Genomic DNA, 23,316 nt, shown 5'->3' with positions numbered 1-23,316 from the left:
AATAACTCGTTGAGAAGTGTCGTGTTTTTGCCAGAATTTCGTATCCGCGCCAAGTGTAGCTTAATTATTTGTTTGTTAAGCGTGTCGTTATTGTCCTCCTGTGCGCACCCAGAGCGCACGGGCGAAATTTACGACCCTTACGAAAAATCAAATCGTGCACGCCACGAAAACACCAAACAGTCGGATCAGGGGATGATTGGGCCTGTCGCGCAGGCTTATGGAAAGACCCCAGAGTTTTTGCGGACCACGGTGACGAATTTTTCAGATTATCTCGCGCTGTATCCGATGGTTGGAAACAACCTTCTTCAGTTTAACTTGGCGGGGGCCGCGCAAAATTCAACGCGCCTCTTGGTGAATACGACCTTTGGCCTTGCTGGCTTGTTTGATGTCGCATCCGACATGGGTATTTACGAGGACAGCACAGGGTTTGGCGACACATTGGCAGTATGGGGGGTCGGTGAAGGGGCATATCTTGAAGCGCCGTTTTTGGGTCCAACGACCCAACGTGACGCCGTCGGTGGCGTTGTTGATTTGGCGACTAATCCAATGTTCTATTATGATGGTGGGCGCTATGCCGCCGTTGGCCTTCTGGCATTGTTGGGTGCGAAGCTTGATAAGCGTTTCCGTTATTCAGGTTCCGTGGATCAGCTTTTCAATGAGAGCGCGGACAGTTATGTTCAGACACGTATGATGTACCTTCAGAACCGTCGCTATGAACTTGGGCAAGAAGTCGCTCCAAGTGCGGATGGTTGCACAAATGGCTATGCAGACCCATATGAGGACCCATATGCAGATCCCTACGCGGACCCTTCTGCATCCACAGGGTCCTGTGATACCGAATAAGAGGCAATTATGACACATCAGGTTACACGACGCAGCATTTTGGGAGGCCTCGTTGCCTCTGGACTTTGGTTATCGACGGCCCCAATGACTTTTGCGCTTTCGGTGGATGCATCTAAAACGCTCGTTATCAAACTGGTGGATGATATCAATGCTGTGATCGCCACGGGGAAGCCTGAACGGGCGATGTACAAAGATTTTCAGCGTATTTTCGCGGACTATGCGGATGTGCCCGCCATCGCACGCTATGCTTTGGGGTCGGATGCGCGCAGGGCCTCACCCGCCCAAATAAAGGCGTTTACGGGAGCTTTTGAAACTTACATCGCGCGTAAATACGGCAGCCAGTTCCACCAGTTTATTGGGGGTCGAATTGAAGTCGATAGCGCCGAAACCGTGAAAAGCTTTGTCGAAGTGAAAACGACCGCGTTTATGCGCGGCGAAGCGCCGTTTGAAATCAAATTCCTGATCTCCGATAAATCGGGCAAACACAGGTTTTTCAACATGTTCATCGAGGGCATCAATATGCTCCTAACCGAGCGCTCCGAAATCGGCTCGATCATTGACGCCAACAATGGCGATCTTAATAAGGCAATCGCGCAGTTGAAGAAACTCAGCTAGTTCCCGCCGCCAAAAATCTGCAGGAGCAGGTTCTCGATCGGATTGGTTCCCTTGGGCTGGGGATTGGCACGTTGGGGCGCATTCGGGTCGACATAGGCACTGGGCGCTTGTCCATCGATCATCGGCAGGGGAGAAATCGGGACCCCCTCGTTAATGCGGACCATAGCATCGTGCCAGATTTCAGCGGGAAGTCCGCTTCCCGTGACACCCGTTAGCGGCGTATTGTCGTCATAGCCAAGCCAAACACCGGTAACATAATCCGCCGTAAATCCGATAAACCACGCGTCCCGCGCGGCCTGTGTTGTGCCCGTTTTCCCTGCGGCTTGACGGCCGTCAAGTTTGGCACGACGGCCACTTCCGGATTCGATCACTTGATACATCATATAGGTGAGTTGCTCGGCAGCATTGGTCGTGATGACCCGCTCGCCCATACCACCGTCTTGACCAATCAGCGGCTCCGTGTCGCCTTGAAGGCGCAGTTCCGAAAGGCCGTAGGGGGTCACGCTACGGCCGCCATTAAGGATGCCAGCATAAGCACCCGTCATTTCAAGTAGCGTGCTCTCAGACGCGCCAAGGGCCAGCGCGGGACCCGCCGCAAGGTCGCTTTGAATGCCAAACATTTCGGCCACGGTGCGTACATTTTCGCGGCCTACGCCTTCGGATATGCGAACCGCAGGAATGTTCAGGGAGCGTCTTAAGGCTTCGGTTAAGGTAACTGTGCCGCTGAACTTATGGTCGTAATTCGATGGCGTCCACGGGCCCGAGCCCGGGATATCGATCGTTAGGGGTTCGTCTTTGACATAGTCGTTGTAGGAATATCCAAGGTCCAAAGCGGCCGCATAAACGAAGGGTTTGAATGCGGACCCTGTTTGGCGCGAAGCTTGGGTTGCGCGGTTAAAGGCGCCTGTTGCTTTAACATCGCGGCCACCAACCATTGCCCGTACTGCTCCGTCTGCCGACATGACCACAATCGCGGCTTGGGCCTTGGAACCATCGCGGACTTTGGTGTCAAAAATATGCAGCATGGCTTGTTCGGCAGCGCGTTGGACGCGCGGATCAAGCGTTGATTGAATGATCACATCTTCGGTGGTGTCGCGAGTTAGATAGCTCGGACCTTCGGACATAACCCAATCGGCAAAATACCCACCCGTACGCGACTTGGCTGCATCAGAAAGCGTGGCGGGATTTGCACGCGCTTCATTGGCTTGCGCAGTGGTTAGGAGACCTTGTTCTTCCATCAATTTCACCACGGTCTCTGCGCGATCTTGGCTGCGTTGAAGATCATTGGTCGGCGCATAGCGCGTGGGCGCCTTAAGTAGACCCGCCAGCATCGCCGCTTGCGCGGGCGAAATTTGGTTGGCGGACAGATTGAAATAGCGCTGGCTTGCAGCTTCAAATCCACGAGCGCCCGCACCGAGGAAGGCGCGGTTCAGGTAGATCGTTAGGATTTCATTCTTGGTGAACTTTACCTCAAGCGCCATCGCATACAGCGCTTCTTTAGCTTTACGAACGAGCGATCCTCGACGGCAATCGGACTCATACTCGCGTTCGGTCATTTTATTCGTGTCGTGTGGAACTCCAAGACACAACAGTTTCGCGGTTTGCTGTGTGATTGTGGACCCGCCATTCCCAGAGAGCGCCGAGCGCCCTTCGGACAGGTTGATTTTGACAGCACTCGCGATGCCGCGTGGCGAAACGCCAAAGTGCCAGAAAAAGCGTTTGTCCTCGGTCGCGGTGACGGCATTCTTGAGGTGTGGAGACACCGTTTCGGTGGTGACCATGCCGCCGAATTGATCACCGCGCCATGCAAAGACTTGGCCATTGGTGTCGAGAAGCGTTACCGAACCGCGTGTCCGCCCATCAACCAGTTCTTCAAGCTCGGGCAAAGTGGACGCGTAAAACAACACACCCAGCGCGACGAGAATGGTACAGACAGCCCCCACGCGCCACGTAATTCCCCAGAACAACCGGACGATCCAACGAAACAGCCGACTGATCGGATTTCTCTTCGGCGCGGGTCGAGCACGCCGCTTGGAGCGCGTTTTTCGCGTCGCAGTTTTAGGAACCGCCCGCTTAGGGCTGCTCTTCTTAGCGTTCGCGCGCTTCTCTGCCACCAATTTGGGGCGTTTTGGGCCTGTTCCGGTCATCTGCTACTCGTCTTAGGGCGTATTTTTCCTCAACTTACAGGGTCTGAACCGAATTGTAACGGGACTATTCGTGACTGATTCTTCTTTTTGGTGTGCTTAAATTTTAATCTAATCGCCCAATTTGTGCATTTTTTGTGCACTTTCGGTCGCCGGAGGCCCGCATTATAGGGTTTGCTTCCTTGAATCCGAACAAGTCTGCGCGTTTTTTAGCCTCATGGAAGCGCGGGCACCGAACAGATGTTCAACGCCTGAGAATGTAAGGGGAACGACGTGAAACTCATTATCGCAGCAATCAAACCGTTCAAGCTCGAAGAGGTGCGCGAAGCACTCACCGCCATCGGTGTTCGGGGCATGATGGTTACAGAAATTAAGGGGTTCGGATCTCAATCCGGCCATACCGAAATCTACCGTGGCGCAGAATACGCGGTGAATTTCGTGCCGAAGGTCAAATTGGAAATCGTCGTTTCGGCCGCCATGGCGGACCAAGTCGTAGAAACCATCCAAAAAACCGCCAAAACCGACAAAATTGGCGACGGCAAGATTTTTGTTCTGGACGTAGCCCATGCGGTGCGCGTGCGGACTGGCGAAACCAACGAAGACGCGCTGTAGGCGCTGGATTCGACAAAGGAATTATACATGAAACTGAATAAATTAATCCCGCTGAGCGCGACGGCAGCCTTGCTTCCCCTCGCCAGTTTTGCCCAAGACGCTGAAGCTGTTGTAGCGGTTGCTGTGCCAACAGATTCCGTCTTTATCCTCAACTCGCTCCTCTTTCTCATCGGTGGCTTCTTGGTCTTCTGGATGGCCGCTGGGTTCTCGATGCTCGAAGCCGGTCTTGTCCGTTCCAAAAACGTTACCATGCAGCTTACAAAGAACATGGCGCTCTTTGGTCTGGCCTGTATTTTCTACTACTTGATCGGTTACAACCTTATGTACCCATTGGGCAATTGGTCGGTTGACGGTGTTCTTTCCGGTGTGTTTGGCCCGGCAGTTCTTGAAGTTGTTGGCGTGACGGCTGACGGTGCAGACGATTACTCCTATGCGTCCACTGGCTCTGACTTCTTCTTCCAGTTGATGTTCTGTGCGGCGACGGCCTCTATTGTTTCTGGTACGCTTGCTGAGCGCATCAAACTTTGGCCCTTCTTGGCTTTCACAATTGTTCTAACGGCAATCATCTACCCAATCCAAGCGTCTTGGAAATGGGGCGGCGGTTTCCTTGATGCGGCTGGCTTTCTTGACTTCGCGGGCTCTACAGTTGTGCACTCCGTTGGTGGCTGGGCAGCTTTGACTGGCGCACTTGTTCTTGGTCCACGTTTGGGTAAATACAAAGACGGTCGAGTCATCCCGATGATGGGTTCCAACCTTACGCTCGCTACTTTGGGTACGTTCATTCTTTGGATGGGTTGGTTTGGCTTCAACGGTGCTTCGCAACTCGCAATGGGTTCGGTTGGCGACGTCGCTGATATCTCGCGGATCTTTGCAAACACAAACGCGGCGGCGGCAGGTGGTTTGATCACAGCCCTCTTGCTCACTCAAGCTCTCTATAAAAAGCCAGACCTTACAATGATCCTTAACGGCGCACTTGCTGGTCTGGTTTCCATCACAGCAGAGCCGCTGACGCCAACAATTGGTGAAGCAACGCTTATCGGTGCTATCGGTGGATTGATTGTTGTCTTCGCAGTACCAATGCTCGACAAACTCAAAATCGACGATGTTGTTGGTGCGATCCCAGTTCACCTTATGGCTGGTATCTGGGGCACAATCGCGGTTGTCTTCACAAACAGCGACGCGTCTTTGGGCACACAGCTTTACTCCATCGTAGTTGTAGGTGGGTTCACAGTCGTAACTTCTGGCGCCCTCTGGCTCCTCCTGAAACACACCGTTGGTATCCGAGTGAGTGCAGAAGCAGAGATCACAGGTCTTGATGTGGCGGAGCTTGGTATGGAAGCCTATCCCGAGTTCTCGAAAGGCTAACTACATCTGAGAAATCTCAAGAAACGCGCTCGGGCTGTCATGGCCCGAGCTTTTCCGTTTTTACATGTTGTTCCGGCTCTTGAATGGCTGCAAAGTGTGGCATGACGCACATCGATCCAACCATTTCCGACAAAGCTGTTGCGGCTGTTTTTGCCGGATTTCCAAGGCCTGCGCGGGACGGCACACTTCTCCTGCGCTCCATCATCTTTGAAATCGCCGATAGGGATGAGCGGGTCGGCGGCGTTTCGGAAACCCTCAAATGGGGGCAGCTTTCGTATTTACCGATTGCCAAAAATGTTGGCACCCCAATTAGGCTGGGTGTCCCAAAGGCGGGGGGCTTTGCTTTATTCGTCCATTGTCAAACGACTGTGATCAGTGAATTTCGAACGCTTTTTTCTGGTGACTTTGAATTCGACGGTAATCGCGCAGTTTTGTTTGACAGCAAGGCAGGCATCGAAATCGAAAAAATCACGCTGCTGATCAATCGCGCCTTGACGTATAAGCTCTAGTTTAAAAGGCGTCGCGCAATCACCTGCGCTTGAATTTCTGCCGCGCCCTCGAAGATGTTTAGGATGCGGGCGTCGCACAATATGCGGCTGATTTGATACTCAAGTGCAAAGCCGTTGCCTCCGTGGATTTGCAGGGCATTATCCGCCGCCGCCCAAGCGACCCGCGCTCCAAGGAGTTTCGCCATGCCAGCCTCAAGGTCGCAGCGGCGCTCATTATCTTTCTCACTCGCCGCGAAATAGGAAAGTTGCCGTGCGATCATGATCTCGACGGCCATCACCGCCAACTTTCCCGATACACGCGGGAAGTGGATGATGCTTTTGCCGAATTGCTTGCGGTCGATGGCGTATTGCATCCCGACTTCCAACGCATTCTGGGCAACGCCGATTGCGCGTGCGGCCGTTTGAATGCGTGCGCTCTCAAAGGTTTGCATCAACTGCTTAAACCCTTTGCCCTCTACGCCACCCAGAAGGTTTTTGGCATCAACTTTGAACCCATCAAATGCCAGTTCGTATTCCTTCATGCCGCGATAGCCCAGAACCTCGATTTCACTGCCACTCATCCCCTGCGTAGGGAAAGGTACGTCGTTCGTACCGGGAAGTTTCTCAGCCAAGAACATGGAGAGCCCCTTGTGGTCATCGCTTGAGGTGTCGGTCCGCGCCAAGAGGGTCATCACGTGGGTTCGGGCGGCGTGGGTTATCCACGTTTTGTTGCCCGTCACGGTATAGCTTTCGCCATCTTTCACAGCGCGTGTCCGTAAGGAGCCAAGATCGCTGCCTGTGTTCGGTTCGGTGAAAACGGCGGTTGGCAGGATTTCTGCGCTGGCGATTTTGGGGAGCCAATACTGTTTTTGCTCCTCGGTTCCACCACATAGGATCAATTCCGCTGCAATTTCGCTGCGGGTACCCAGGCTACCAACACCGATGTAGCCGCGAGAAAGCTCTTCGCTGACCACACACATACTTGCCTTGGATAGCCCAAGCCCACCGTATTCCTCGGGAATGGTCAGTCCAAAAACGCCCATCTCGGCCATTTCGTTGAGGATCTCAAGCGGGATTAATTCATCCTTGAGGTGCCAGCCGTGGGCAAAGGGAGTAACGCGTTCGTTGGCGAAACGGCGGAACTGATCACGGATCATCTCAAGGTCTTCGTCTAGACCCGTAGCACCAAACGTGGCGTGGCCGGTGTTGTCTTGCATAAGGGTAACAAGTCTGGTGCGCGCGGTGGTAGAATTGCCTAGGGCCATAAGCGATTCCACCGCCGTCACGCGCAGAGCGTCAGGCGAGATTTCAAGGTCCTGCAAGCGGGCCATCTCCCCTTGGCTCATCGGGATACCGCCTGAAAGTTGACAGAGGTATTCGCCAAAACTGATCTGAAGGATCAGTTGTTCCATTTCCGTAAAAGTGCCGCTATCCGCGAGGGATTGTGCCCACGCCAGCATCCGAGTGAGGGCCGCCTGATAGGTCGTAAACCATGCGAAGACGTGGGCTTGGTGCTGATGGGTTTCGAGTAGTGCGGCGTCGACGCGGCCATCGGCTTGCACCTTTTGAAGGAGGTGTGCCTTGGCCTCCTCAAGCAATGCTTCTAGGGGCGGCAAACTCTGGGCGCAGCAGATTAGGAGGTCCGGCAGGATGGGCGACGATTGGGATTTGCGCATATCTAGTCCATCTTTTGGCATTGGGCTCTCCTTAAGTTCGTTGATATGAATAATCCTTTCGCAACTGCAGCGCAAGAAAAATTCGTTTAACGCGGTAAAATTGACTTAAAAGAACTTTGTCGAATTTGTGATGTTCTCCGAGTATTCCCTGTATAACGGGCACGAAATTGGAGACATTCTTGGAAAATATACTTACAGACATTCCCCTTTTGGTGCTTCTAATAGCCTGTTTAATAACGGTTATTGCGGGCTTTGTGAAAGGCGCTATTGGGTTTGCGATGCCGATGATTATGATTTCGGGGTTGGCTTCTGTCTTGAGCGCCGAGGCTGCACTTGCAGCGCTGATTTTGCCCACGGTCATGACGAATGCTGCACAAGCATTGCGACAGGGTCTCCATGAAGCATTGCAAAGTGCGTGGCGATTCCGGCTGTATTTGGGGATCGTTTTGGTCTGCATTATGGGGAGTGCGCAACTTGTTACGCTCATGCCTCAAAACGCGATGTTCTTGATGATCGGCATTCCAGTTTTGCTGTTTTCGATTACGCAAATTTTGGGTTGGCATCTGTCTATCAAGAAGGAGCATCGCAAGCGCGCAGAGGTCATCATTGGATGTGTAGCTGGCTTTACCGGCGGGCTATCTGGGATTTGGGGGCCGCCCACTGTGGCCTATCTGACGGCCATTGGAACCGAAAAAAAAGAGCAAATCCGCGTTCAAGGCGTCATCTATGGGGCGGGCGCGGTGGTTCTTTTACTCGCCCATATTAAGTCGGGCGTCTTTACCGTAAGTACGGGGTCGTTTTCTGCGCTTATGTTGGCACCCGCCCTGTTGGGAATGCTCTTGGGGATGCGAGTTCAAGATCGACTCGATCAAGCGAAATTCAAGAAGGCGACGCTGATCGTTTTGGCGATTGCGGGTCTCAATCTTATTCGTCGTGGGGTGTTTGGCTAGGCCACCGCGCAAAACGCCCCACTATTTAGAGGGGGCGTTTTACAAGTTCTACTGACGACTAGCCGATTGCCGCAGAGCGAACATCATCGTCAATATAATCTAGGTACTGTGTGAAATTGTCCGAAAACATTGAGACAAGCTTTGCGGCCTGTAAATCATAGGCTTCGGAATCGCCCCAAGTCCGTCGAGGATCAAGCAGGATGTCTGCAACACCGTCCACGGAAACCGGCACGTCGAAGCCGAAGTTTTCATCCTTGCGGAAGCGCGCTTTCTCAAGGGAGCCGTCGAGCGCCGCTGTCAAAAGTGTCCGCGTGGCCTTGATGGGCATTCTGGAACCAGTCCCATAGGCACCGCCCGTCCAACCCGTGTTCACCAACCAACATGTCGCTCCGTGTTTCGCAATTTTTTCGCGCAGGAGGTTGCCGTAAATTTCAGGACGGCGTGGCATGAAGGGGGCGCCAAAACAAGTTGAGAATGTAGGCTCAGGTTCGGTCACACCCCGTTCGGTACCCGCCACTTTGGAGGTGAAGCCGGAAAGGAAATGATACATCGCTTGCGCGGGGGTTAAACGGCTGATCGGTGGAAGAACGCCAAAGGCATCGCAGGTCAACATGATGATGTTTTTGGGATGCCCGCCAAGCGCGCTTTTGGACGCGTTCGAAATGTAGTGAAGCGGGTAGGCGCACCGCATATTGGCCGTCAGACTATCATCCTTGAAGTCAAGTTCTTTGGTCTCGGGATCAAAAACCATGTTTTCGATTACGGTGCCAAAGGTCCGCGTGGTCTCATAGATTTCAGGCTCGGCATCGGCACTAAGATTGATGGTCTTCGCGTAACAGCCTCCCTCAAAATTGAACGTTCCACGATCTGACCAGCCATGCTCATCATCGCCGATCAAGGTACGGGAGGGGTCGGCAGAAAGGGTCGTTTTACCAGTGCCTGAGAGGCCAAAGAAAATGGCTGTGTCGACAGGGTTTCCCGGGGCGTGGTTGGCCGAGCAATGCATCGGCATGATACCCTTTGCCGGTAGTAAGTAGTTGAGAAGTGAGAAGACGGATTTCTTATTTTCACCGGCGTATTCAGACCCACCAATAAGGATGAGTTTCTGGTCGAAATTCATGGCAATAACGGTCTCGGAGCGACATCCGTGGCGCTTGGGGTCGGCTTTGAATGTCGGGCAATTAATAACGGTAAACTCGGGAAGGAAATCCTCCAATTCATCGCGATCAGGGCGACGCAACATATGGCGAATGAAAAGGGCGTGCCATGCAAGCTCTGTGACCATGCGTACATCAAGGCGCTGACTTGCATCGGCGCCCGCATAAAGGTCTTGGACGAAATAGTCGCGACCTTTCATATGCTCGAGCATGTCTGCATAAAGGATGTCGAATTTATCTTCCTGCATGGGGGCGTTGTTTTCCCACCAAATTCCGCCTTTTACAGAGTCACTTTGCACCACAAATTTATCTTTGGGCGAGCGACCAGTATGTTTGCCAGTGGTGACCAAAAGCGTGCCGCCTTGGCCTAATGTACCCTCGTCGCGCTTAAGAGCGGTCTCGATGAGGGCAGGTTCCAGATCGTTATAATAGACATTTCCCAGCCCCTTTATGCCTTGTGTCTCAAGGGTGCAGGTTGGGTTCACACGACCGTGTGTCATAATGTAGCTCCTCGCGCCGTGTCCTAGCAGCGCGCAATCTCTTCCAAAGCGCAAAGGGCCAATTCTGCGCACCAGCCGCGGGCCCGGCTGATAGGCAATTGTAGCACGGAAGATCGGTTTGAAAAGCGGTCAGGGGCGCGCAGTTTGCGCTAACATTTTGGGTTTAGCGTTACCGTTTAGCGCTAACGGGGCGCTTGGATTGAAAAATCCAGCCGTGTTTGCAAAGTTTTATGCCTTTTGGGGCACATTCTAACTCAAGAACGTAGGGTGATTCGCAGTTAAGAGTTGATTCGTCAAAGTGGAACACCCAGAGTGGATAAAAAATTGAGCATAAAAAAACTATATAAAGGAAGACCTCCATGTCGAAGATCGCTTTGGTCGACGACGACAGGAACATCCTGACGTCAGTAGCTATGACCCTTGAGGCAGAGGGTTTCGAAGTAGAAACATATAATGACGGTCAATCCGCACTAGACGCTTTTAACAAGAGTCTGCCGGATATGGCTGTTTTGGATATTAAAATGCCGCGCATGGATGGAATGGACTTGCTCCAACGTCTGCGCCAAAAAACCGCAATGCCGGTTATTTTTCTCACATCCAAAGATGATGAGATTGATGAAGTTCTTGGGCTGCGCATGGGGGCGGATGACTACGTAAAGAAGCCGTTTTCCCAACGTTTGCTGGTTGAACGCATTCGCGCTCTCCTGCGTAGGCAAGAAGCAATGAACGGTGTAGAGATTGCCGAAACCGAAGAAACCAAAGTTATCGAACGCGGTGATTTACGGATGGACCCATTGCGGCATTCCGTGCGTTGGAAAGGGAATGATGTTTCCCTAACTGTGACCGAATTCTTGTTACTGCAAGCTTTGGCCCAACGTCCTGGTTTTGTGAAAAGTCGTGATCAGTTGATGGATGTCGCCTATGACGATCAAGTTTACGTCGACGACCGCACGATCGACAGTCACATCAAACGGCTTCGTAAAAAGATGCGGACCGCAGATGATGATTTTTCGGCAATTGAGACGCTTTATGGTATCGGCTATAGATACAACGAAGATTGATGCCCCCAACTTTGGGTAAGAATGTGCGCGATACAAAAATGCAAAAAGAAGCGAATGTTGTTCTCGGTGAAGACTGGGATGGACCGAGCAGTGGCGTGGAAAGCGAGCTGCGCAAAAGGCGCGAGCAACGCGGGTTTATTTCCCTCAACCGTTCGCCACTTGCGCGCAAAATTATCACGTTCAATTTATTGGCCCTCGTCATTTTGGTGGCGGGTGTTTTGTATCTCAATCCGTTCCGTGACAGCCTTGTGTTGCAACGCGAACGGGGACTTGTCATTGAGACACAACTGGTCGCGGACGTACTCGAAGCGCATTTTTGGGATGCAGAGACCCTTCCCAATGAGGCATCTGTTTTTGCAAATCTTGCAAAACTGTCGCTTCCTTCGGGCGTCGACGCATATGTTTACGATCCTGAAGGAAAGCTCGTAGCCTCTACGATTGGGATCGAGCGCTCGGGCATACCACCGGTAAGCGGTTTGGTTCAGAACACTCGTAGTACGCTTATTACCGACTTCTTGAATTCTATGTGGGAAGGTGTTTCCGGAGTATTTACCTCGGAACCCGCAAGCGATGGTTTTGGTTCAACTGTTGAGCCTCCCGTCGAATTTGTACAGAAGACTTCGGATGGCTCAACCCACGTGAACACCGGATTGGATTCCCAAGGTCGTGCAGTGTTTACCGTGGTAACTCCGATCCTTGTTGGTGGGGAGAATTTGGGTTCAGTCGCCGTGACGAGTGCTGAGGGCGAAATCGATTTTCTTGTTCGAAGTGAACGGGAGCAGGTGCTGCAAATGTTTGTAATCGCTATCCTCGTCTCCGTTGGGTTAAGTCTTGTGCTTGCTTCAACCATCGCCAATCCACTTTCGGATTTGGCCGCGGCCGCCGAACTTGGGCGCGACAAAAATGCGCGTAAAATGAGTCCGAACCGTGTGCGCATCCCTGACCTAACCGCTCGGCCAGATGAAATCGGGCGTCTTTCCGGTGCGCTTCGAGGGATGGTGACCGCCCTATATGATCGCATTGAGGGCAACGAACAATTTGCGGCTGATGTCGCGCATGAGATCAAGAATCCTTTGGCTTCCCTTCGATCTGCCGTCGGTACTTTACGTGTCGCAAAACGCGAAGATCAGCGGGACAAACTCCTCGATGTTATCGACCATGATGTGCGTCGCTTGGATCGTCTTGTCAGTGACATTTCAAACGCTTCTCGGCTCGACAGCGAGCTTGTCCGAGAAGAAGAAGAACAGTTTGATCTGTTGAAAATGCTTGGCAACATCAACGATTACCTTGGTGGCGATGCGAAATCCAAGGGGGTTGAGTTCATTTCCGACTTGCCTGCTGATCCGATCCATATTCACGGTCTTGAGGCGCGTTTGGCACAAGTTTTCGTTAATCTCATTACCAATGCGATCTCGTTTTGCGAAGACGGGGACGCAATTCGAGTTTGGGCGCGAAAACGGGAAAATCGCGTGCTTATAGTAATTGAGGACACTGGCCCAGGGATTCCTGACCAAGCATTATACAAAATCTTTCAACGCTTTTATTCTGAACGCCCCGCTGGGCAATTCGGCAATAATTCCGGTCTAGGCTTGGCAATTTCCAAGCAAATCGTCGAAGCCCATGGCGGCGTGATTTGGGCGGAAAACATTCGCCCGACAGATGCTGATATCACCTCCGACCCCTTGGGCGCGCGTTTTGTGGTTGGGCTCCCTGTTTGAGCCATCAATTGTGAGCTTTTAAATGGAAACGAATGAGCTCCACCATGCGTCCACGGTTGCTATCGATGGTAAAGCCGCGGTCATTTTCGGATGTTCAGGCAGTGGTAAGTCGACCCTTGCGCTTAGGATGATCTCCCTTGGCGCGACACTTATTTCGGACGATCAAACGCAGTTGTCACTCGAAGACGGAGTACTTGTTGCTTTGGCTGTGCCAGAAATTTCGGGCAAATTGGAGGTGCGAGGTGTTGGGATAATTTACACACCGTTTGAGCCCCGCGCAATAGTTTCCCTTTTCGTGGATATGGATAAAGTGGAGGAAACGCGGCTTCCTCCTGCGAGAGAAATCGTCTTACTTGGCCAAAAAGCCACCTTGTATCATTGCATTAAGGGTGATCATTTCGCAGATGCACTCATGCAGATTCTAAAATACGGCAGATCAGATTGACACAACCTCGCCTAACAGATGACCCAGTTTTAAGGCAGCGCTTGGTTCTCGTGACTGGCCCGTCTGGTGCTGGGCGCTCTACCGCGATTAACACCCTCGAGGATGCGGGTTACGAAGCTATTGATAATCTACCTATTTCTCTTCTGCCACGATTGCTGGAAAATGGGGTGTCTGATCGCCCACTGGCACTCGGAATCGATGCGCGCAACCGCGATTTTTCTACGAAGGGCTTGTTGGAGCTTTTAGACAATTATTCACTGTCCGGTGATCAGGCGATAGAAGTCCTTTATTTAGATTGTAGCACCGAGGTTCTGTTGCGCCGTTTCTCTGAAACGCGGCGCAGGCATCCTTTGGCTCCATCTGAAACTCCGGAAATTGGCATTCAGCGCGAGCAAGACTTACTTGTTCCCATCCGCGCATGTGCGGATATACTTATTGATACTTCGGACATGTCACCGCATGAGTTGCGAGCAGAAGTGGAACAATGGTACGCGGCAGAAAAAAGCCAAAAACTGGCGGTATCAGTCCATAGCTTTTCCTATAAACAAGGTATGCCGCGTGGCATTGACATGGTTTTCGACTGTCGGTTTTTACAAAATCCGTATTGGCAAGAAGACCTTCGCGCCCTGAATGGCCTAGACAAAGCGGTCGCCGACTATGTGGCGCAAGACAAGCGTTATGATGACTTCTTTTCAAAAGTTTGCGACCTTTCAGAAATGTTGTTGCCTGCCTATATAGAAGAGGGTAAAGCACATTTTTCGATTGGTTTCGGATGTACAGGCGGACAGCACAGATCGGTCGCCGTCGCTGAAAATGTGTCGAATGTACTTGCGAAGGCTGGTTGGCAAGTGTCAACTAGACATAGAGAAATTGAACGCCGCACACGCACTTCGTCCGGCACAAAATTGGGGAAAACGGCGTGATCGGAATTTTGATCGTCGCACATGGCGGATTGGCCAAAGAATACCTTTCTGCTGTCGAACATGTTGTCGGCAAGCAAGACGGTATGCGTGCTATTTCAATTGAGGACGATCACGATCGTGAAGAGAAGCAGTGTGAAATCTGCGATGCGGCAAATTCAGTTGATACTGGCGACGGGGTCGTCGTTGTTACGGACCTTTTTGGTGGGTCTCCCTCCAATCTTTCTCTCCGAGCATGCAACCCCAAGAACCGGAAAATCATCTACGGTGCCAATCTTCCAATGCTCGTCAAACTTACCAAATCACGCAGTTGCACAGTGCAAGAGGCGGTCGAAAACGCGCTGAACGCGGGTCGAAAATACATTAACAGCTTCGATGCAAATCCCACAAGTTAGGACGTCATGAGCATTACGAGAACGTTGGATATCGTCAATGAAAAGGGCCTGCATGCCCGTGCTTCCGCCAAACTCGTGGAAGTGGTTGAAGGCCATGACGCACGAGCCGAAGTCAGCAAAGACGGACTTAGTGCCTCTGGTGACTCAATCATGGGCTTACTCATGCTGGCAGCGTCAAAGGGCACACAGATCGAAATCACGACAACTGGCGACGAGGCAGAAAAACTTGCTGATGCCTTGCAAGCCCTAGTTGTTAACAAATTCGGCGAAGATTTTTAGCGCGTCGGAACGGGTGTTTCTCCGCGATAGTCATAAAAGCCACGTTCCGTTTTTCGACCAAGCCATCCAGCTTCGACATATTTTGTCAGGAGCGGACACGGGCGATATTTTGTATCCGCGAGGCCATCGTGGAGTACGTTCATGATCGCCAAGCATGTGTCCAAACCAATAAAGTCAGCAAGTTCCAGCGGACCCATGGGATGATTTGCCCCTAGTTTTAGAGAACTGTCGATGGACGCCACCGATCCGACCCCCTCATACAATGTGTAGACGGCTTCGTTGATCATCGGCATGAGGATACGGTTTACGATGAACCCAGGAAAATCTTCTGCTGAGGCGGCCGTTTTTCCCAATTTTTCTACAACGGCCAAACACGCGTGATAAGTTTCCTCATCAGTTGCAATCCCGCGAATAAGTTCGACCAATTGCATAATGGGAACGGGATTCATGAAGTGAAAACCCATGAATTTTTCCGGACGGTCTGTGCCACTCGCGAGGCGTGTTATGGAAATCGACGACGTGTTGGACGTGAGGATTGTATGCGGCTGAAGATGTGGCAAAAGGTTAGCAAAAATTTTAACTTTTACGTCTTCTTTTTCCGTAGCGGCTTCAATTACGAGATCCGATTGCCCAACTTGTGCAATATCAAGCGTTGTTTGGAGCCGACTTAGTGCCGCGTCACGTGCATCGCTTGAAAGCTTGTCGCGGGCAACTTGCCTTTCAAGGTTTGACTCGATTAGGGCGAAAGACGCATCCAGCTGATCTTGAGAAATATCATTCAATACAACGTCATAACCAGCAACGGCCAAAACATGTGCGATTCCGTTTCCCATCTGGCCTGCGCCAATGACACCGATTTTTTTAATTTCCATTGGCTCAACTTCTCTTTTGAATTCGGCCCAAGAATATGTCGCGCCGCAGCGTCTATGCAAGGGGCGTTTCGTGTCCCTCCGGTAAAGAGTTTCACGTTTCAAGATAGCGCTAATTTTAAGGTTAGGGATTTGGCAAGAGGTCGCGCGCAAATTGGTCTTGGGTGAGTCGAAAATTAGTGAGGTGGGTTATGGCCTATGAGAACCTGAGCGAAGGCGCTCTTGATTATTTACCTTGTCGATACGGCAAGTCAAAACTGTTGTTCCGTGGACCGCGTAAGAAGATGGATGGTGACTATATTGCCGTCATCGGGGGAACGGAAACCTACGGTAAGTTCATCGAAAAGCCGTTTGCGGAACTGGTTGAGGATGATGTTAGCACAACTTCGATCAATTTCGGGTGTGTGAATGCTGGCGCGGATGTCTTCTTAAACGAACCAGCTATCCTTGATGCCTGTTCCAAGGCACGTGTAACCGTCATTCAAGCTATGGGCGCTCAAAACATGTCCAATCGGTTTTATGCGGTGCATCCACGCCGGAACGACCGTTTTCTCAAGGCCTCAGTATTGCTGAAAATGGTGTTTCGGGAGGTCGACTTTACGGACTTCCATTTCACGCGGCATATGCTGAGCACGTTGAAAAAATTGTCTGAAGAGCGCTTTGCATTGGTGGAAGATGAGATCAAGGAAGCTTGGAAAGCGCGCATGCAGATTATGCTTGAAAAAATCGAAGGTAAAACCGTGATGCTTTGGATTGATGATTCAAACCCAGAAGGGAAAAGCGATCTTGGTCACGATCCGCTGTTTGTAGATCGGGAGATGATCGAAGCCATTCGGCCTTATTGTACAAAGGTTGTCGAAGTTAATTTGAGTGATCAGGCAAAATCTGAGGGTGTTGCTGGTATGATCTATCCTGAAATGGAAGAACCCATGGCAAAGGAAATGATGGGGATGAGGGCGCATCGAGAAATTGCTAAGTCCCTTTCGAACGCGCTTCGAGACATGCTTTAGCTGCTCTGCAGAACAAAAAAGGCTCGCCACTGGGGCGAGCCTTAACTGTTAGGTGTATCGTTGCTTATAGCGCGTCGATGAGGGCTGGAACCGCTTCAAACAAATCCGCAACAAGTCCATAGTCGGCGACCTGAAAAATTGGCGCTTCCTCGTCTTTGTTGATTGCGACAATGATTTTACTGTCTTTCATGCCTGCAAGATGTTGGATCGCGCCAGAGATGCCGATTGCGATATACAGGTCCGGAGCAACAACTTTACCGGTTTGGCCAACTTGCCAGTCATTTGGTGCATAGCCAGAGTCAACCGCAGCACGAGACGCGCCAACGGCACCGCCAAGTTTATCTGCCAGCTTTTCGATGAGCGCAAAATCATCTTCTGATCCGACGCCGCGTCCACCAGAAACAACGATGCCTGCGCTTGTAAGTTCAGGGCGGTCGCTCTTGGCAACTTTATCTTCAACCCATTCGGATAGCTTTGGATCTGCTGTCGCCGTTATGCTTTCGACAGTCGCTGAGCCATCTTCTCCTGCCGCGTCAAATGTAGCGGTACGAAGTGTAGCAACTTTGATAGAATCCGTGGATTTGATCGTTTGGATTGCATTGCCCGCATAGATTGGCCGCTCAAACGTATCGGCGTCAACAATCGCCGTAACATCGGAAAGCACCATAACATCCAAAAGTGCGGCTACGCGTGGCAAAATATTCTTTGCATTGGCGGTCGCTGGGGCAAGGATGTGCGTATAGTTACCTGCAAGGCTGACAATGAGGTCGGCGATCGGCTCAGCCAAACCATGGCCATAAGCCGCGTTATCAGCGCAAAGAACCTTGGAAACACCCGCGATTTTGGCCGCGGCTTGGGCCGCATCACCGCAACCTGCCGAGGCACAAAGCAATGTGATGTCCCCTAAGGAAGAGGCGGCAGAGACTGCTTTGGCCGTTGCGTCAAGCGCGAGTTCCGCGCCGTTGATTTCAGCAAGAATTAAAACGGTCATTACACAGCCCCCGCATCTTTGAGTTTCGCAACAAGCTCGGCAACATCGGCAACCATGATCCCAGCACTGCGTTCAGAAGGAACAGCGGTTGAAATCACCTGAAGACGAGGAGAAACGTCGACGCCATAGTCAGCAGCGGTTTTCTCTTCGAGAGGTTTTTTCTTGGCCTTCATAATATTGGGAAGGGTTGCATAGCGTGGTTCGTTGAGTCGGAGATCTGCGGTGACGATCGCTGGAAGTTTTACCTTGATGGTTTGAAGTCCACCGTCAACTTCGCGGGTAACAATTGCGCTATCGCCTTCAACGGAAAGTTCGCTTGCGAAGGTCGCTTGTGACCAGCCAAGGAGTGCCGCGAGCATTTGGCCCGTTGCGTTCATGTCGTTATCGATGGCTTGCTTGCCCGCAATCACGAGTCCAGGGACTTCTTCGGCAATCACTGCCTTGAGAAGTTTCGCAACCGCGAGAGGTTCGATGTCTGTTGTTGCTTCGTCAGTTGCAACGATTAAAATCGCCCGATCAGCGCCCATAGCAAGTGCCGTGCGGAGTTCCTTTTGTGCGTCTTTCACGCCAATGGAAACAACAACAACTTCGTCAGCTTTTCCGGCCTCTTTCAAGCGGATAGCTTCTTCGACGGCTATCTCGTCAAATGGATTCAGAGACATTTTTACATTGGCGAGATCGACGCCGCTGCCATCCGCTTTGACACGAACTTTCACGTTATAGTCGATCACACGTTTGACCGGTACTAGGACCTTCATAGTGTGTATTCCCTTAGTTTTAATGATCGCAAAAATGCGAACCTAACAAGCTCTCGATTTTATCTAGCCTTTTGGGGCGACAGAAAATAGAGCAAAATCGACGGTCTGTCCCTTGGGACGCGGCGTTTTTTCGATGTTGGCGCTAACGGTTTGCCCCAGGAACCCAAAGCACATCATTTGCTCCGTTTTTATTTGCGGCACGTGAGGCCACGAAAAACCAGTCTGACAAACGGTTTAGATATTTCACAGCCGCAGGGTTTACAGATTCGAGACTCGCAAGTTCAACTGTGAGGCGTTCGGCGCGGCGGGATACCGTTCGCGACAAGTGAAGTTGTGCTGCGAGGGGTGTTCCTCCGGGTAAAACAAAGCTGCGCAATGGCGGAATATGTGCATTCATGGCGTCAATCTCGGCCTCAAGCCGGTCGACTTGCGCATTGTTCATCCGAAGGGGGGGGTATTCCGCCGTTGCGTCTGATTCCAAATCTGGGCGGCAAAGATCGGCCCCTAGATCGAATAGATCGTTTTGAATCCGTGCAAGTTGTACGTCCATTTCGCCTTCGGCGTGGAGCCGTGCAAGCCCGACGGTCGCATTGGTTTCATCGACCGTTCCATATGCATTTACGCGCGCATCGTATTTATCGACGCGAGTGCCATTCCCCAGTGCGGTTTGACCAGCGTCACCCGTGCGGGTGTAGATTTTGTTGAGAACAACCATTTCGCCCCCTAACGCCGCAAAAGAACGTAAATGACGATTAATATTACGGCCCCAAGCTGTGCCCCCACACGATACCGCATGATACGATTGGCGTGTTTGCGATTGAACTCGCCGCCGGACATAAAGCCAACCAGGCCGACGATAAGTATGCCCAAGACGAGCAAAATGGCCGCAACGACCAATAGAAAAAGCGGATCCGAGTTCATGAAATTTCCTTTCGGTTTTGTCCAGACTTACGGGCATTTATAGGGGCTGCAAGGTCAAATCGCGGTGTGCGACTATTGCGCACCCTAGAACTTGGCTAAGACCTTATCCAACATTCGTGTCGATGTAACGCGTTTCAGCAAGCCCATCACATAAGTCGGGGTTGTTACATAGTATCGAGGCTTGGGGCGCGGGCTTTCGAGGGCATGAATGAGTTTTTTTGTGACTGCCGATGCAGGCAACTCAAACGTATCTGGTTTCTTATCTGCATAAAGTCGTTTTGTAAGTTGTGCATACTGAGCTTTGCGTGGCGAGTTTTCAATGTCGATGTGACGTTCAAAATGCGCAATAGAGTTTTGCCGGATTTTCGACGTGATCGGACCGGGTTCAATCAAGATGATTTTGATCGGAGTGCTCCGCATCTCTAAACGCAGTGTATCGGTAAGCCCCTCCATCGCGTGTTTCGTGGCATTATACGCGCCTCGCCAACGCATGGGGGCAAAGCCAAGTATTGAACTGCAATTGACAATTCTTCCGTGCCCCTGTGCGCGCATGATTTTGATAACTTGGCACGTAAGATCATGATACCCAAAGAGATTAACCTCAAATATTTCCCGAAGTGCGGCGCGGGGAAGGTCTTCAACTGCGCCAGGGACAGCAAAGGCTCCGTTGTTATATAAGGCGTCAAGCGTGCCTCCGGTGCGCGAAAGGCATTCGGCAAGCGCCGCCTCGATATTGGCCTCGTCGGCATAATCTAGCGGGAAGCTTTCCAGCCCCTCGGCGCGAAGGCGTTCGCAGTCTTTTTCTTGGTGACAGGTAGCAAAAACACGCCATCCTCGGTTTTTGAGGCCGTGGGCCGCGTCATATCCGATGCCGCTAGAGCAGCCGGTAATGAGGATGGATTTGCTGGGCATATTTTTCTTTCGCGCGATGTGTGTCTGAGTGATCACCTTTGAGGCATGAAAAAACAAGTGTAATTGCGCGCACAGTTCGTGGTGCAAAATTTTGCAGGAAGCGACCTAGTTCTTGTGCGCACCAATTCTCGGCGTTATCACCGTTTTATGAGCAAAGAAAACGACCCCTCCGACATCGAACCTGTGGAAATAGCTGAGCCGTTGCGCCGCGCAATTGGAGACCGCTACCTGACCTATGCGCTTTCGACGATTATGCATCGTGCGTTACCCGATGCGCGTGACGGGCTGAAGCCTGTGCACCGACGCATTCTTTATGCGATGAATCGGCTGCGTCTGAATTCGACGGGGGGGTATTTGAAGTCGGCTAAAATTTCGGGTGACACGATGGGGGATTTCCACCCTCACGGTGACATGGCGATTTACGACGCGATGGCCCGTTTGGCGCAAGATTTCAACGTGCGTTATCCACTGGTGGATGGCCAAGGGAATTTCGGCAATATCGACGGCGACAATCCAGCGGCCAGTCGGTACACCGAGGCGCGCATGACGTTTGTCGCGGAAGCGATGCTTGAGGGATTGAACGAAAACTCTGTTGATTTTCGAGACAATTATGACGGGCGCCTCACGGAGCCAACGGTGCTTCCTGCGACTTTCCCAAATCTGTTGGCGAATGGGTCAACTGGGATTGCCGTTGGTATGGCCACCAACATTCCACCCCACAATGTTGTTGAATTGGTCGACGCGTGTTTGCATCTGATCAAAACGCCCGATGCGCGGGACGAGACCTTGGTGAACTTTGTGCCCGGTCCAGATTTCCCGACGGGCGGCATCATTGTAGAGCCGCGCGAAAACATCGTCGAGGCGTATAGAACTGGGCGGGGTTCGTTTCGCTTGCGGTGTAAATATGAGGTCGAGGACTTAGGGCGCGGCACGTGGCAGATTGTTGTCACAGAGATTCCCTATCAGGTTCAGAAAAGTAAATTGATCGAGAAACTTGCTGAAGTCATTCAGCTTAAGAAAGTGCCGATTCTTGGGGATGTGCGGGACGAAAGCGCCGAAGATGTGCGCATCGTTCTAGAGCCGAAATCAAAGAATGTAATACCTGAAGTTTTGATGAACACCCTGTATCGCAACAGCGATCTTGAGGTGCGGTTTAGCATGAATATGAACGTGCTGATCGATGGTTTGACGCCGAAGGTTTGCAGCCTCAAAGAGGTTCTGCGGGCGTTTTTGGATCACCGTCGTGATGTGCTTATGCGGCGCAGCCAGTACCGGTTGGAGCAAATCGATCACCGCCTAGAGGTGCTCGCAGGGTACATTATTGCGTTTCTCAATCTTGATCGCATCATCGAAATCATTCGTTTTGAGGATCATCCACGCGCCGTGATGATGCAAGAGTTTGCACTGACTGAAGTTCAGGCTGAAGCCATTTTGAACATGCGTTTGCGCAGCTTGCGAAAGCTGGAAGAACTTGAACTCAAAAAAGAGAATGACGCCCTAACTCTGGAACGAGCGGGTCTCGTCGAATTGATGGGAAGCGAAGATCTCCAGTGGTCAAAAATTTCCGAACAGTTGCGGGAAACCAAGAAGAAATTTGGCAAGAATTTTGAAGGCGGCGCACGTCGTACTCAATTCGCCGAGGCGCTTGAAGTCGAAGACGTGCCGATCGAAGCCATGATTGAGCGTGAACCGATCACCGTTGTCTGCTCCAAAATGGGATGGATCCGCGCGATGTCGGGTCATATTGATCTCACACGCGAGTTGAAATTCAAAGACGGTGACGGCCCCCGCTTTGCCTTCCATGCTGAAACGACTGATCGCCTGCTTTTGCTCGGTGCCAATGGCCGTTTCTTTACCATGGGGGCGAGTACGCTACCAGGTGGGCGCGGCATGGGTGAGCCGGTCCGTCTGATGGTCGACCTTGCCAACGAAAGCGAAATTGTCGACCTGTTTATCCACGTTCCGAACCGCAAGCTTTTGATCGCCTCCTCGGCGGGCGATGGGTTTGTTGCGCCTGAAAATGAGGTGATTGCGCAAACTCGAAGCGGCAAACAGGTGCTCAATGTGCGCGGCGATGTGACGGCCATTGTTTGCCTGCCGATTAACGGCGATCACGTTGCAACCGTTGGCGATAATCATAAAATGCTGGTGTTTGCTGTGGATGAACTGCCCGAAATGGGACGCGGTAAAGGTGTGCGTCTCCAGAAATTCAAGGATGGTGGCCTAAGCGATGCGCGCGCGTTCAATATTGCGGACGGCCTGACGTGGCATGATCCTGCGGGGCGTACGCGGACCGTGACCGAGCTTGCAGATTGGTTGGGCAAGCGTGCCGCGACCGGACGGATGGCGCCGCGTGGCTTCCCGCACGACAATAAATTTACCTAAGCTTGCGGCCAAATACTCCAAGGGGATCAAGACTATCCTTGAATAAGCGGCGCTGAAGCCACATTTAGGCATCAAGGGGAAAGTATGAAACGAAACGCTTGATTTATCCTGCGTAAAATCATACTTCACCCGCGATGTAATGTGGGGTCGGTTCCGGCCCCCTTGTTTAAGGATGAGGCTTTCATGGGTAAGGAAAAATTCCAACGTAACAAACCGCATTGTAACATTGGTACAATCGGCCACGTTGACCACGGTAAGACGACTTTGACAGCTGCGATTACGAAGCAGTTTTCGGACAACTT

General features: G+C 51.7%; 24 protein-coding genes. 15 read left to right on the top strand and 9 right to left on the bottom strand.

Annotated features, from left to right (window positions below):
- Window positions 1–81: 81 nt before the first annotated feature.
- Together AB9F29_RS14765 and AB9F29_RS14760 are read left to right on the top strand one after the other, a co-directional pair.
- Window positions 82–843 (top strand): VacJ family lipoprotein, encoded by a 762-nt coding sequence (locus tag AB9F29_RS14765; protein WP_369756236.1) that lies wholly within the window; start codon window positions 82–84, stop codon window positions 841–843.
- A gap of 9 nt (window positions 844–852) precedes the next feature.
- Window positions 853–1,458: a phospholipid-binding protein MlaC gene (locus AB9F29_RS14760; RefSeq protein ID WP_039002436.1), complete on the top strand. Its 606-nt coding sequence runs from the start codon at window positions 853–855 to the stop codon at window positions 1,456–1,458.
- Here AB9F29_RS14760 and AB9F29_RS14755 read toward each other — a convergent pair.
- On the bottom strand, window positions 1,455–3,605 hold the full coding sequence (locus AB9F29_RS14755) for a transglycosylase domain-containing protein (protein WP_335585403.1): 2,151 nt from the start codon (window positions 3,603–3,605) through the stop codon (window positions 1,455–1,457). The two genes, AB9F29_RS14760 and AB9F29_RS14755, sit on opposite strands and share 4 nt — an antisense overlap.
- Before the next feature lie 270 nt (window positions 3,606–3,875).
- On the opposite strand from AB9F29_RS14755, the gene AB9F29_RS14750 reads away from it, so the two are divergent.
- The 3 genes from AB9F29_RS14750 (at window position 3,876) to AB9F29_RS14740 (ending at window position 6,088) form a co-directional block, all read left to right on the top strand.
- Window positions 3,876–4,214 carry a P-II family nitrogen regulator gene (locus AB9F29_RS14750; RefSeq protein ID WP_335585404.1) on the top strand — a complete coding sequence of 113 codons (339 nt, stop codon included), beginning with the start codon at window positions 3,876–3,878 and terminating at the stop codon, window positions 4,212–4,214.
- Window positions 4,215–4,241: 27 nt separating this feature from the next.
- Window positions 4,242–5,579, top strand: a complete 1,338-nt coding sequence (locus AB9F29_RS14745; RefSeq protein ID WP_335585405.1) for an ammonium transporter — start codon at window positions 4,242–4,244, stop codon at window positions 5,577–5,579.
- A gap of 101 nt (window positions 5,580–5,680) precedes the next feature.
- Window positions 5,681–6,088 (top strand): DUF1801 domain-containing protein, encoded by a 408-nt coding sequence (locus tag AB9F29_RS14740; protein ID WP_369756235.1) that lies wholly within the window; start codon window positions 5,681–5,683, stop codon window positions 6,086–6,088.
- Here AB9F29_RS14740 and AB9F29_RS14735 read toward each other — a convergent pair.
- Window positions 6,085–7,764, bottom strand: a complete 1,680-nt coding sequence (locus tag AB9F29_RS14735; RefSeq protein WP_369756234.1) for an acyl-CoA dehydrogenase family protein — start codon at window positions 7,762–7,764, stop codon at window positions 6,085–6,087. The genes AB9F29_RS14740 and AB9F29_RS14735 overlap by 4 nt on opposite strands.
- 158 nt (window positions 7,765–7,922) lie before the next feature.
- On the opposite strand from AB9F29_RS14735, the gene AB9F29_RS14730 reads away from it, so the two are divergent.
- Window positions 7,923–8,693 (top strand): sulfite exporter TauE/SafE family protein, encoded by a 771-nt coding sequence (locus AB9F29_RS14730; RefSeq protein ID WP_369756233.1) that lies wholly within the window; start codon window positions 7,923–7,925, stop codon window positions 8,691–8,693.
- 58 nt (window positions 8,694–8,751) lie between these two features.
- Here AB9F29_RS14730 and AB9F29_RS14725 read toward each other — a convergent pair whose 3' ends face one another.
- Entirely contained in the window at window positions 8,752–10,350 is a 1,599-nt protein-coding gene (locus AB9F29_RS14725; RefSeq protein WP_369756232.1) for a phosphoenolpyruvate carboxykinase, read from the bottom strand.
- A gap of 359 nt (window positions 10,351–10,709) precedes the next feature.
- On the opposite strand from AB9F29_RS14725, the gene AB9F29_RS14720 reads away from it, so the two are divergent.
- From AB9F29_RS14720 to AB9F29_RS14695, 6 genes are read left to right on the top strand one after another with little or no spacing between them, the layout of a single operon-like run.
- The gene (locus tag AB9F29_RS14720) at window positions 10,710–11,411 is read left to right on the top strand and encodes a response regulator transcription factor (RefSeq protein WP_039000056.1); all 702 of its coding nucleotides are present in this window, start codon (window positions 10,710–10,712) and stop codon (window positions 11,409–11,411) included.
- 38 nt (window positions 11,412–11,449) lie between these two features.
- Window positions 11,450–13,129, top strand: coding sequence for a sensor N-terminal transmembrane domain-containing protein (locus AB9F29_RS14715; RefSeq protein WP_369756320.1), 1,680 nt, complete (start codon window positions 11,450–11,452; stop codon window positions 13,127–13,129).
- A 22-nt stretch (window positions 13,130–13,151) separates the two neighbouring features.
- Entirely contained in the window at window positions 13,152–13,574 is a 423-nt protein-coding gene (locus AB9F29_RS14710; RefSeq protein WP_335585411.1) for a serine kinase, read from the top strand.
- The gene (gene rapZ, locus AB9F29_RS14705) at window positions 13,571–14,497 is read left to right on the top strand and encodes an RNase adapter RapZ (protein WP_369756231.1); all 927 of its coding nucleotides are present in this window, start codon (window positions 13,571–13,573) and stop codon (window positions 14,495–14,497) included. The genes AB9F29_RS14710 and rapZ overlap by 4 nt, the downstream gene beginning before the upstream one ends.
- Window positions 14,494–14,889, top strand: a complete 396-nt coding sequence (locus AB9F29_RS14700) for a PTS sugar transporter subunit IIA (RefSeq protein WP_039000054.1) — start codon at window positions 14,494–14,496, stop codon at window positions 14,887–14,889. The genes rapZ and AB9F29_RS14700 overlap by 4 nt, the downstream gene beginning before the upstream one ends.
- A gap of 6 nt (window positions 14,890–14,895) precedes the next feature.
- Window positions 14,896–15,168, top strand: a complete 273-nt coding sequence (locus AB9F29_RS14695) for an HPr family phosphocarrier protein (protein WP_335585412.1) — start codon at window positions 14,896–14,898, stop codon at window positions 15,166–15,168.
- Here the strand turns inward: AB9F29_RS14695 and AB9F29_RS14690 are convergent.
- The gene (locus AB9F29_RS14690; protein WP_369756230.1) at window positions 15,165–16,040 is read right to left on the bottom strand and encodes a 3-hydroxybutyryl-CoA dehydrogenase; all 876 of its coding nucleotides are present in this window, start codon (window positions 16,038–16,040) and stop codon (window positions 15,165–15,167) included. The two genes, AB9F29_RS14695 and AB9F29_RS14690, sit on opposite strands and share 4 nt — an antisense overlap.
- Before the next feature lie 188 nt (window positions 16,041–16,228).
- Here AB9F29_RS14690 and AB9F29_RS14685 point away from each other — a divergent pair, with 188 nt between their 5' ends.
- On the top strand, window positions 16,229–17,047 hold the full coding sequence (locus AB9F29_RS14685) for a DUF6473 family protein (RefSeq protein WP_369756229.1): 819 nt from the start codon (window positions 16,229–16,231) through the stop codon (window positions 17,045–17,047).
- Between the two features lie 64 nt (window positions 17,048–17,111).
- Here AB9F29_RS14685 and AB9F29_RS14680 read toward each other — a convergent pair whose 3' ends face one another.
- The 5 genes from AB9F29_RS14680 to AB9F29_RS14660 all read right to left on the bottom strand — a co-directional run bounded on the left by AB9F29_RS14680 (window position 17,112) and on the right by AB9F29_RS14660 (window position 20,629).
- Window positions 17,112–18,038, bottom strand: coding sequence for an electron transfer flavoprotein subunit alpha/FixB family protein (locus AB9F29_RS14680; protein ID WP_369756228.1), 927 nt, complete (start codon window positions 18,036–18,038; stop codon window positions 17,112–17,114).
- On the bottom strand, window positions 18,038–18,796 hold the full coding sequence (locus tag AB9F29_RS14675) for an electron transfer flavoprotein subunit beta/FixA family protein (protein WP_369756227.1): 759 nt from the start codon (window positions 18,794–18,796) through the stop codon (window positions 18,038–18,040). The genes AB9F29_RS14680 and AB9F29_RS14675 overlap by 1 nt, the downstream gene beginning before the upstream one ends.
- Window positions 18,797–18,938: 142 nt before the next feature.
- Complete coding sequence (locus AB9F29_RS14670) at window positions 18,939–19,511, bottom strand: cob(I)yrinic acid a,c-diamide adenosyltransferase (RefSeq protein WP_335585416.1); 573 nt, start codon at window positions 19,509–19,511, stop codon at window positions 18,939–18,941.
- An 8-nt stretch (window positions 19,512–19,519) separates the two neighbouring features.
- Window positions 19,520–19,717: a twin transmembrane helix small protein gene (locus AB9F29_RS14665; RefSeq protein WP_039000046.1), complete on the bottom strand. Its 198-nt coding sequence runs from the start codon at window positions 19,715–19,717 to the stop codon at window positions 19,520–19,522.
- Window positions 19,718–19,801: 84 nt separating this feature from the next.
- Window positions 19,802–20,629 carry an SDR family NAD(P)-dependent oxidoreductase gene (locus tag AB9F29_RS14660; protein ID WP_369756226.1) on the bottom strand — a complete coding sequence of 276 codons (828 nt, stop codon included), beginning with the start codon at window positions 20,627–20,629 and terminating at the stop codon, window positions 19,802–19,804.
- A 147-nt stretch (window positions 20,630–20,776) separates the two neighbouring features.
- Between AB9F29_RS14660 and parC the strand changes: the two genes are divergently transcribed.
- Both parC and AB9F29_RS14650 read left to right on the top strand, forming a co-directional pair.
- On the top strand, window positions 20,777–23,014 hold the full coding sequence (parC, locus tag AB9F29_RS14655; protein WP_335585418.1) for a DNA topoisomerase IV subunit A: 2,238 nt from the start codon (window positions 20,777–20,779) through the stop codon (window positions 23,012–23,014).
- 183 nt (window positions 23,015–23,197) lie between these two features.
- Window positions 23,198–23,316, top strand: a 119-nt coding sequence (locus tag AB9F29_RS14650; protein WP_369756319.1) for a GTP-binding protein, incomplete at its 3' end; no start/stop codon positions are given.

The organism is Falsihalocynthiibacter sp. S25ZX9 (genome assembly GCF_041205405.1).
In the GTDB taxonomy this organism is placed as follows: Bacteria; Pseudomonadota; Alphaproteobacteria; order Rhodobacterales; family Rhodobacteraceae; genus Falsihalocynthiibacter; species Falsihalocynthiibacter arcticus.
The sequence above is the reverse complement of the archived record's forward strand: the minus strand, read 5'-3'. Positions and strand labels throughout refer to the sequence as shown.

Bases quoted from the DNA above. Each gene is read 5' to 3' on its own strand.
- AB9F29_RS14665 (WP_039000046.1), bottom strand. From the start codon at position 19,717: ATGAACTCGGATCCGCTTTTTCTATTGGTCGTTGCGGCCATTTTGCTC.
- AB9F29_RS14670 (WP_335585416.1), bottom strand. From the start codon at position 19,511: ATGGTTGTTCTCAACAAAATCTACACCCGCACGGGTGACGCTGGTCAA.
- AB9F29_RS14710 (WP_335585411.1), top strand. From the start codon at position 13,152: ATGGAAACGAATGAGCTCCACCATGCGTCCACGGTTGCTATCGATGGT.
- AB9F29_RS14720 (WP_039000056.1), top strand. From the start codon at position 10,710: ATGTCGAAGATCGCTTTGGTCGACGACGACAGGAACATCCTGACGTCA.
- AB9F29_RS14745 (WP_335585405.1), top strand. From the start codon at position 4,242: ATGAAACTGAATAAATTAATCCCGCTGAGCGCGACGGCAGCCTTGCTT.
- AB9F29_RS14695 (WP_335585412.1), top strand. From the start codon at position 14,896: ATGAGCATTACGAGAACGTTGGATATCGTCAATGAAAAGGGCCTGCAT.
- AB9F29_RS14685 (WP_369756229.1), top strand. From the start codon at position 16,229: ATGGCCTATGAGAACCTGAGCGAAGGCGCTCTTGATTATTTACCTTGT.
- AB9F29_RS14725 (WP_369756232.1), bottom strand. From the start codon at position 10,350: ATGACACACGGTCGTGTGAACCCAACCTGCACCCTTGAGACACAAGGC.
- AB9F29_RS14680 (WP_369756228.1), bottom strand. From the start codon at position 18,038: ATGACCGTTTTAATTCTTGCTGAAATCAACGGCGCGGAACTCGCGCTT.
- AB9F29_RS14760 (WP_039002436.1), top strand. From the start codon at position 853: ATGACACATCAGGTTACACGACGCAGCATTTTGGGAGGCCTCGTTGCC.
- AB9F29_RS14740 (WP_369756235.1), top strand. From the start codon at position 5,681: ATGACGCACATCGATCCAACCATTTCCGACAAAGCTGTTGCGGCTGTT.
- AB9F29_RS14660 (WP_369756226.1), bottom strand. From the start codon at position 20,629: ATGCCCAGCAAATCCATCCTCATTACCGGCTGCTCTAGCGGCATCGGA.
- AB9F29_RS14690 (WP_369756230.1), bottom strand. From the start codon at position 16,040: ATGGAAATTAAAAAAATCGGTGTCATTGGCGCAGGCCAGATGGGAAAC.
- AB9F29_RS14735 (WP_369756234.1), bottom strand. From the start codon at position 7,764: ATGCCAAAAGATGGACTAGATATGCGCAAATCCCAATCGTCGCCCATC.
- AB9F29_RS14675 (WP_369756227.1), bottom strand. From the start codon at position 18,796: ATGAAGGTCCTAGTACCGGTCAAACGTGTGATCGACTATAACGTGAAA.
- AB9F29_RS14755 (WP_335585403.1), bottom strand. From the start codon at position 3,605: ATGACCGGAACAGGCCCAAAACGCCCCAAATTGGTGGCAGAGAAGCGC.
- AB9F29_RS14715 (WP_369756320.1), top strand. From the start codon at position 11,450: ATGCAAAAAGAAGCGAATGTTGTTCTCGGTGAAGACTGGGATGGACCG.
- parC (WP_335585418.1), top strand. From the start codon at position 20,777: ATGAGCAAAGAAAACGACCCCTCCGACATCGAACCTGTGGAAATAGCT.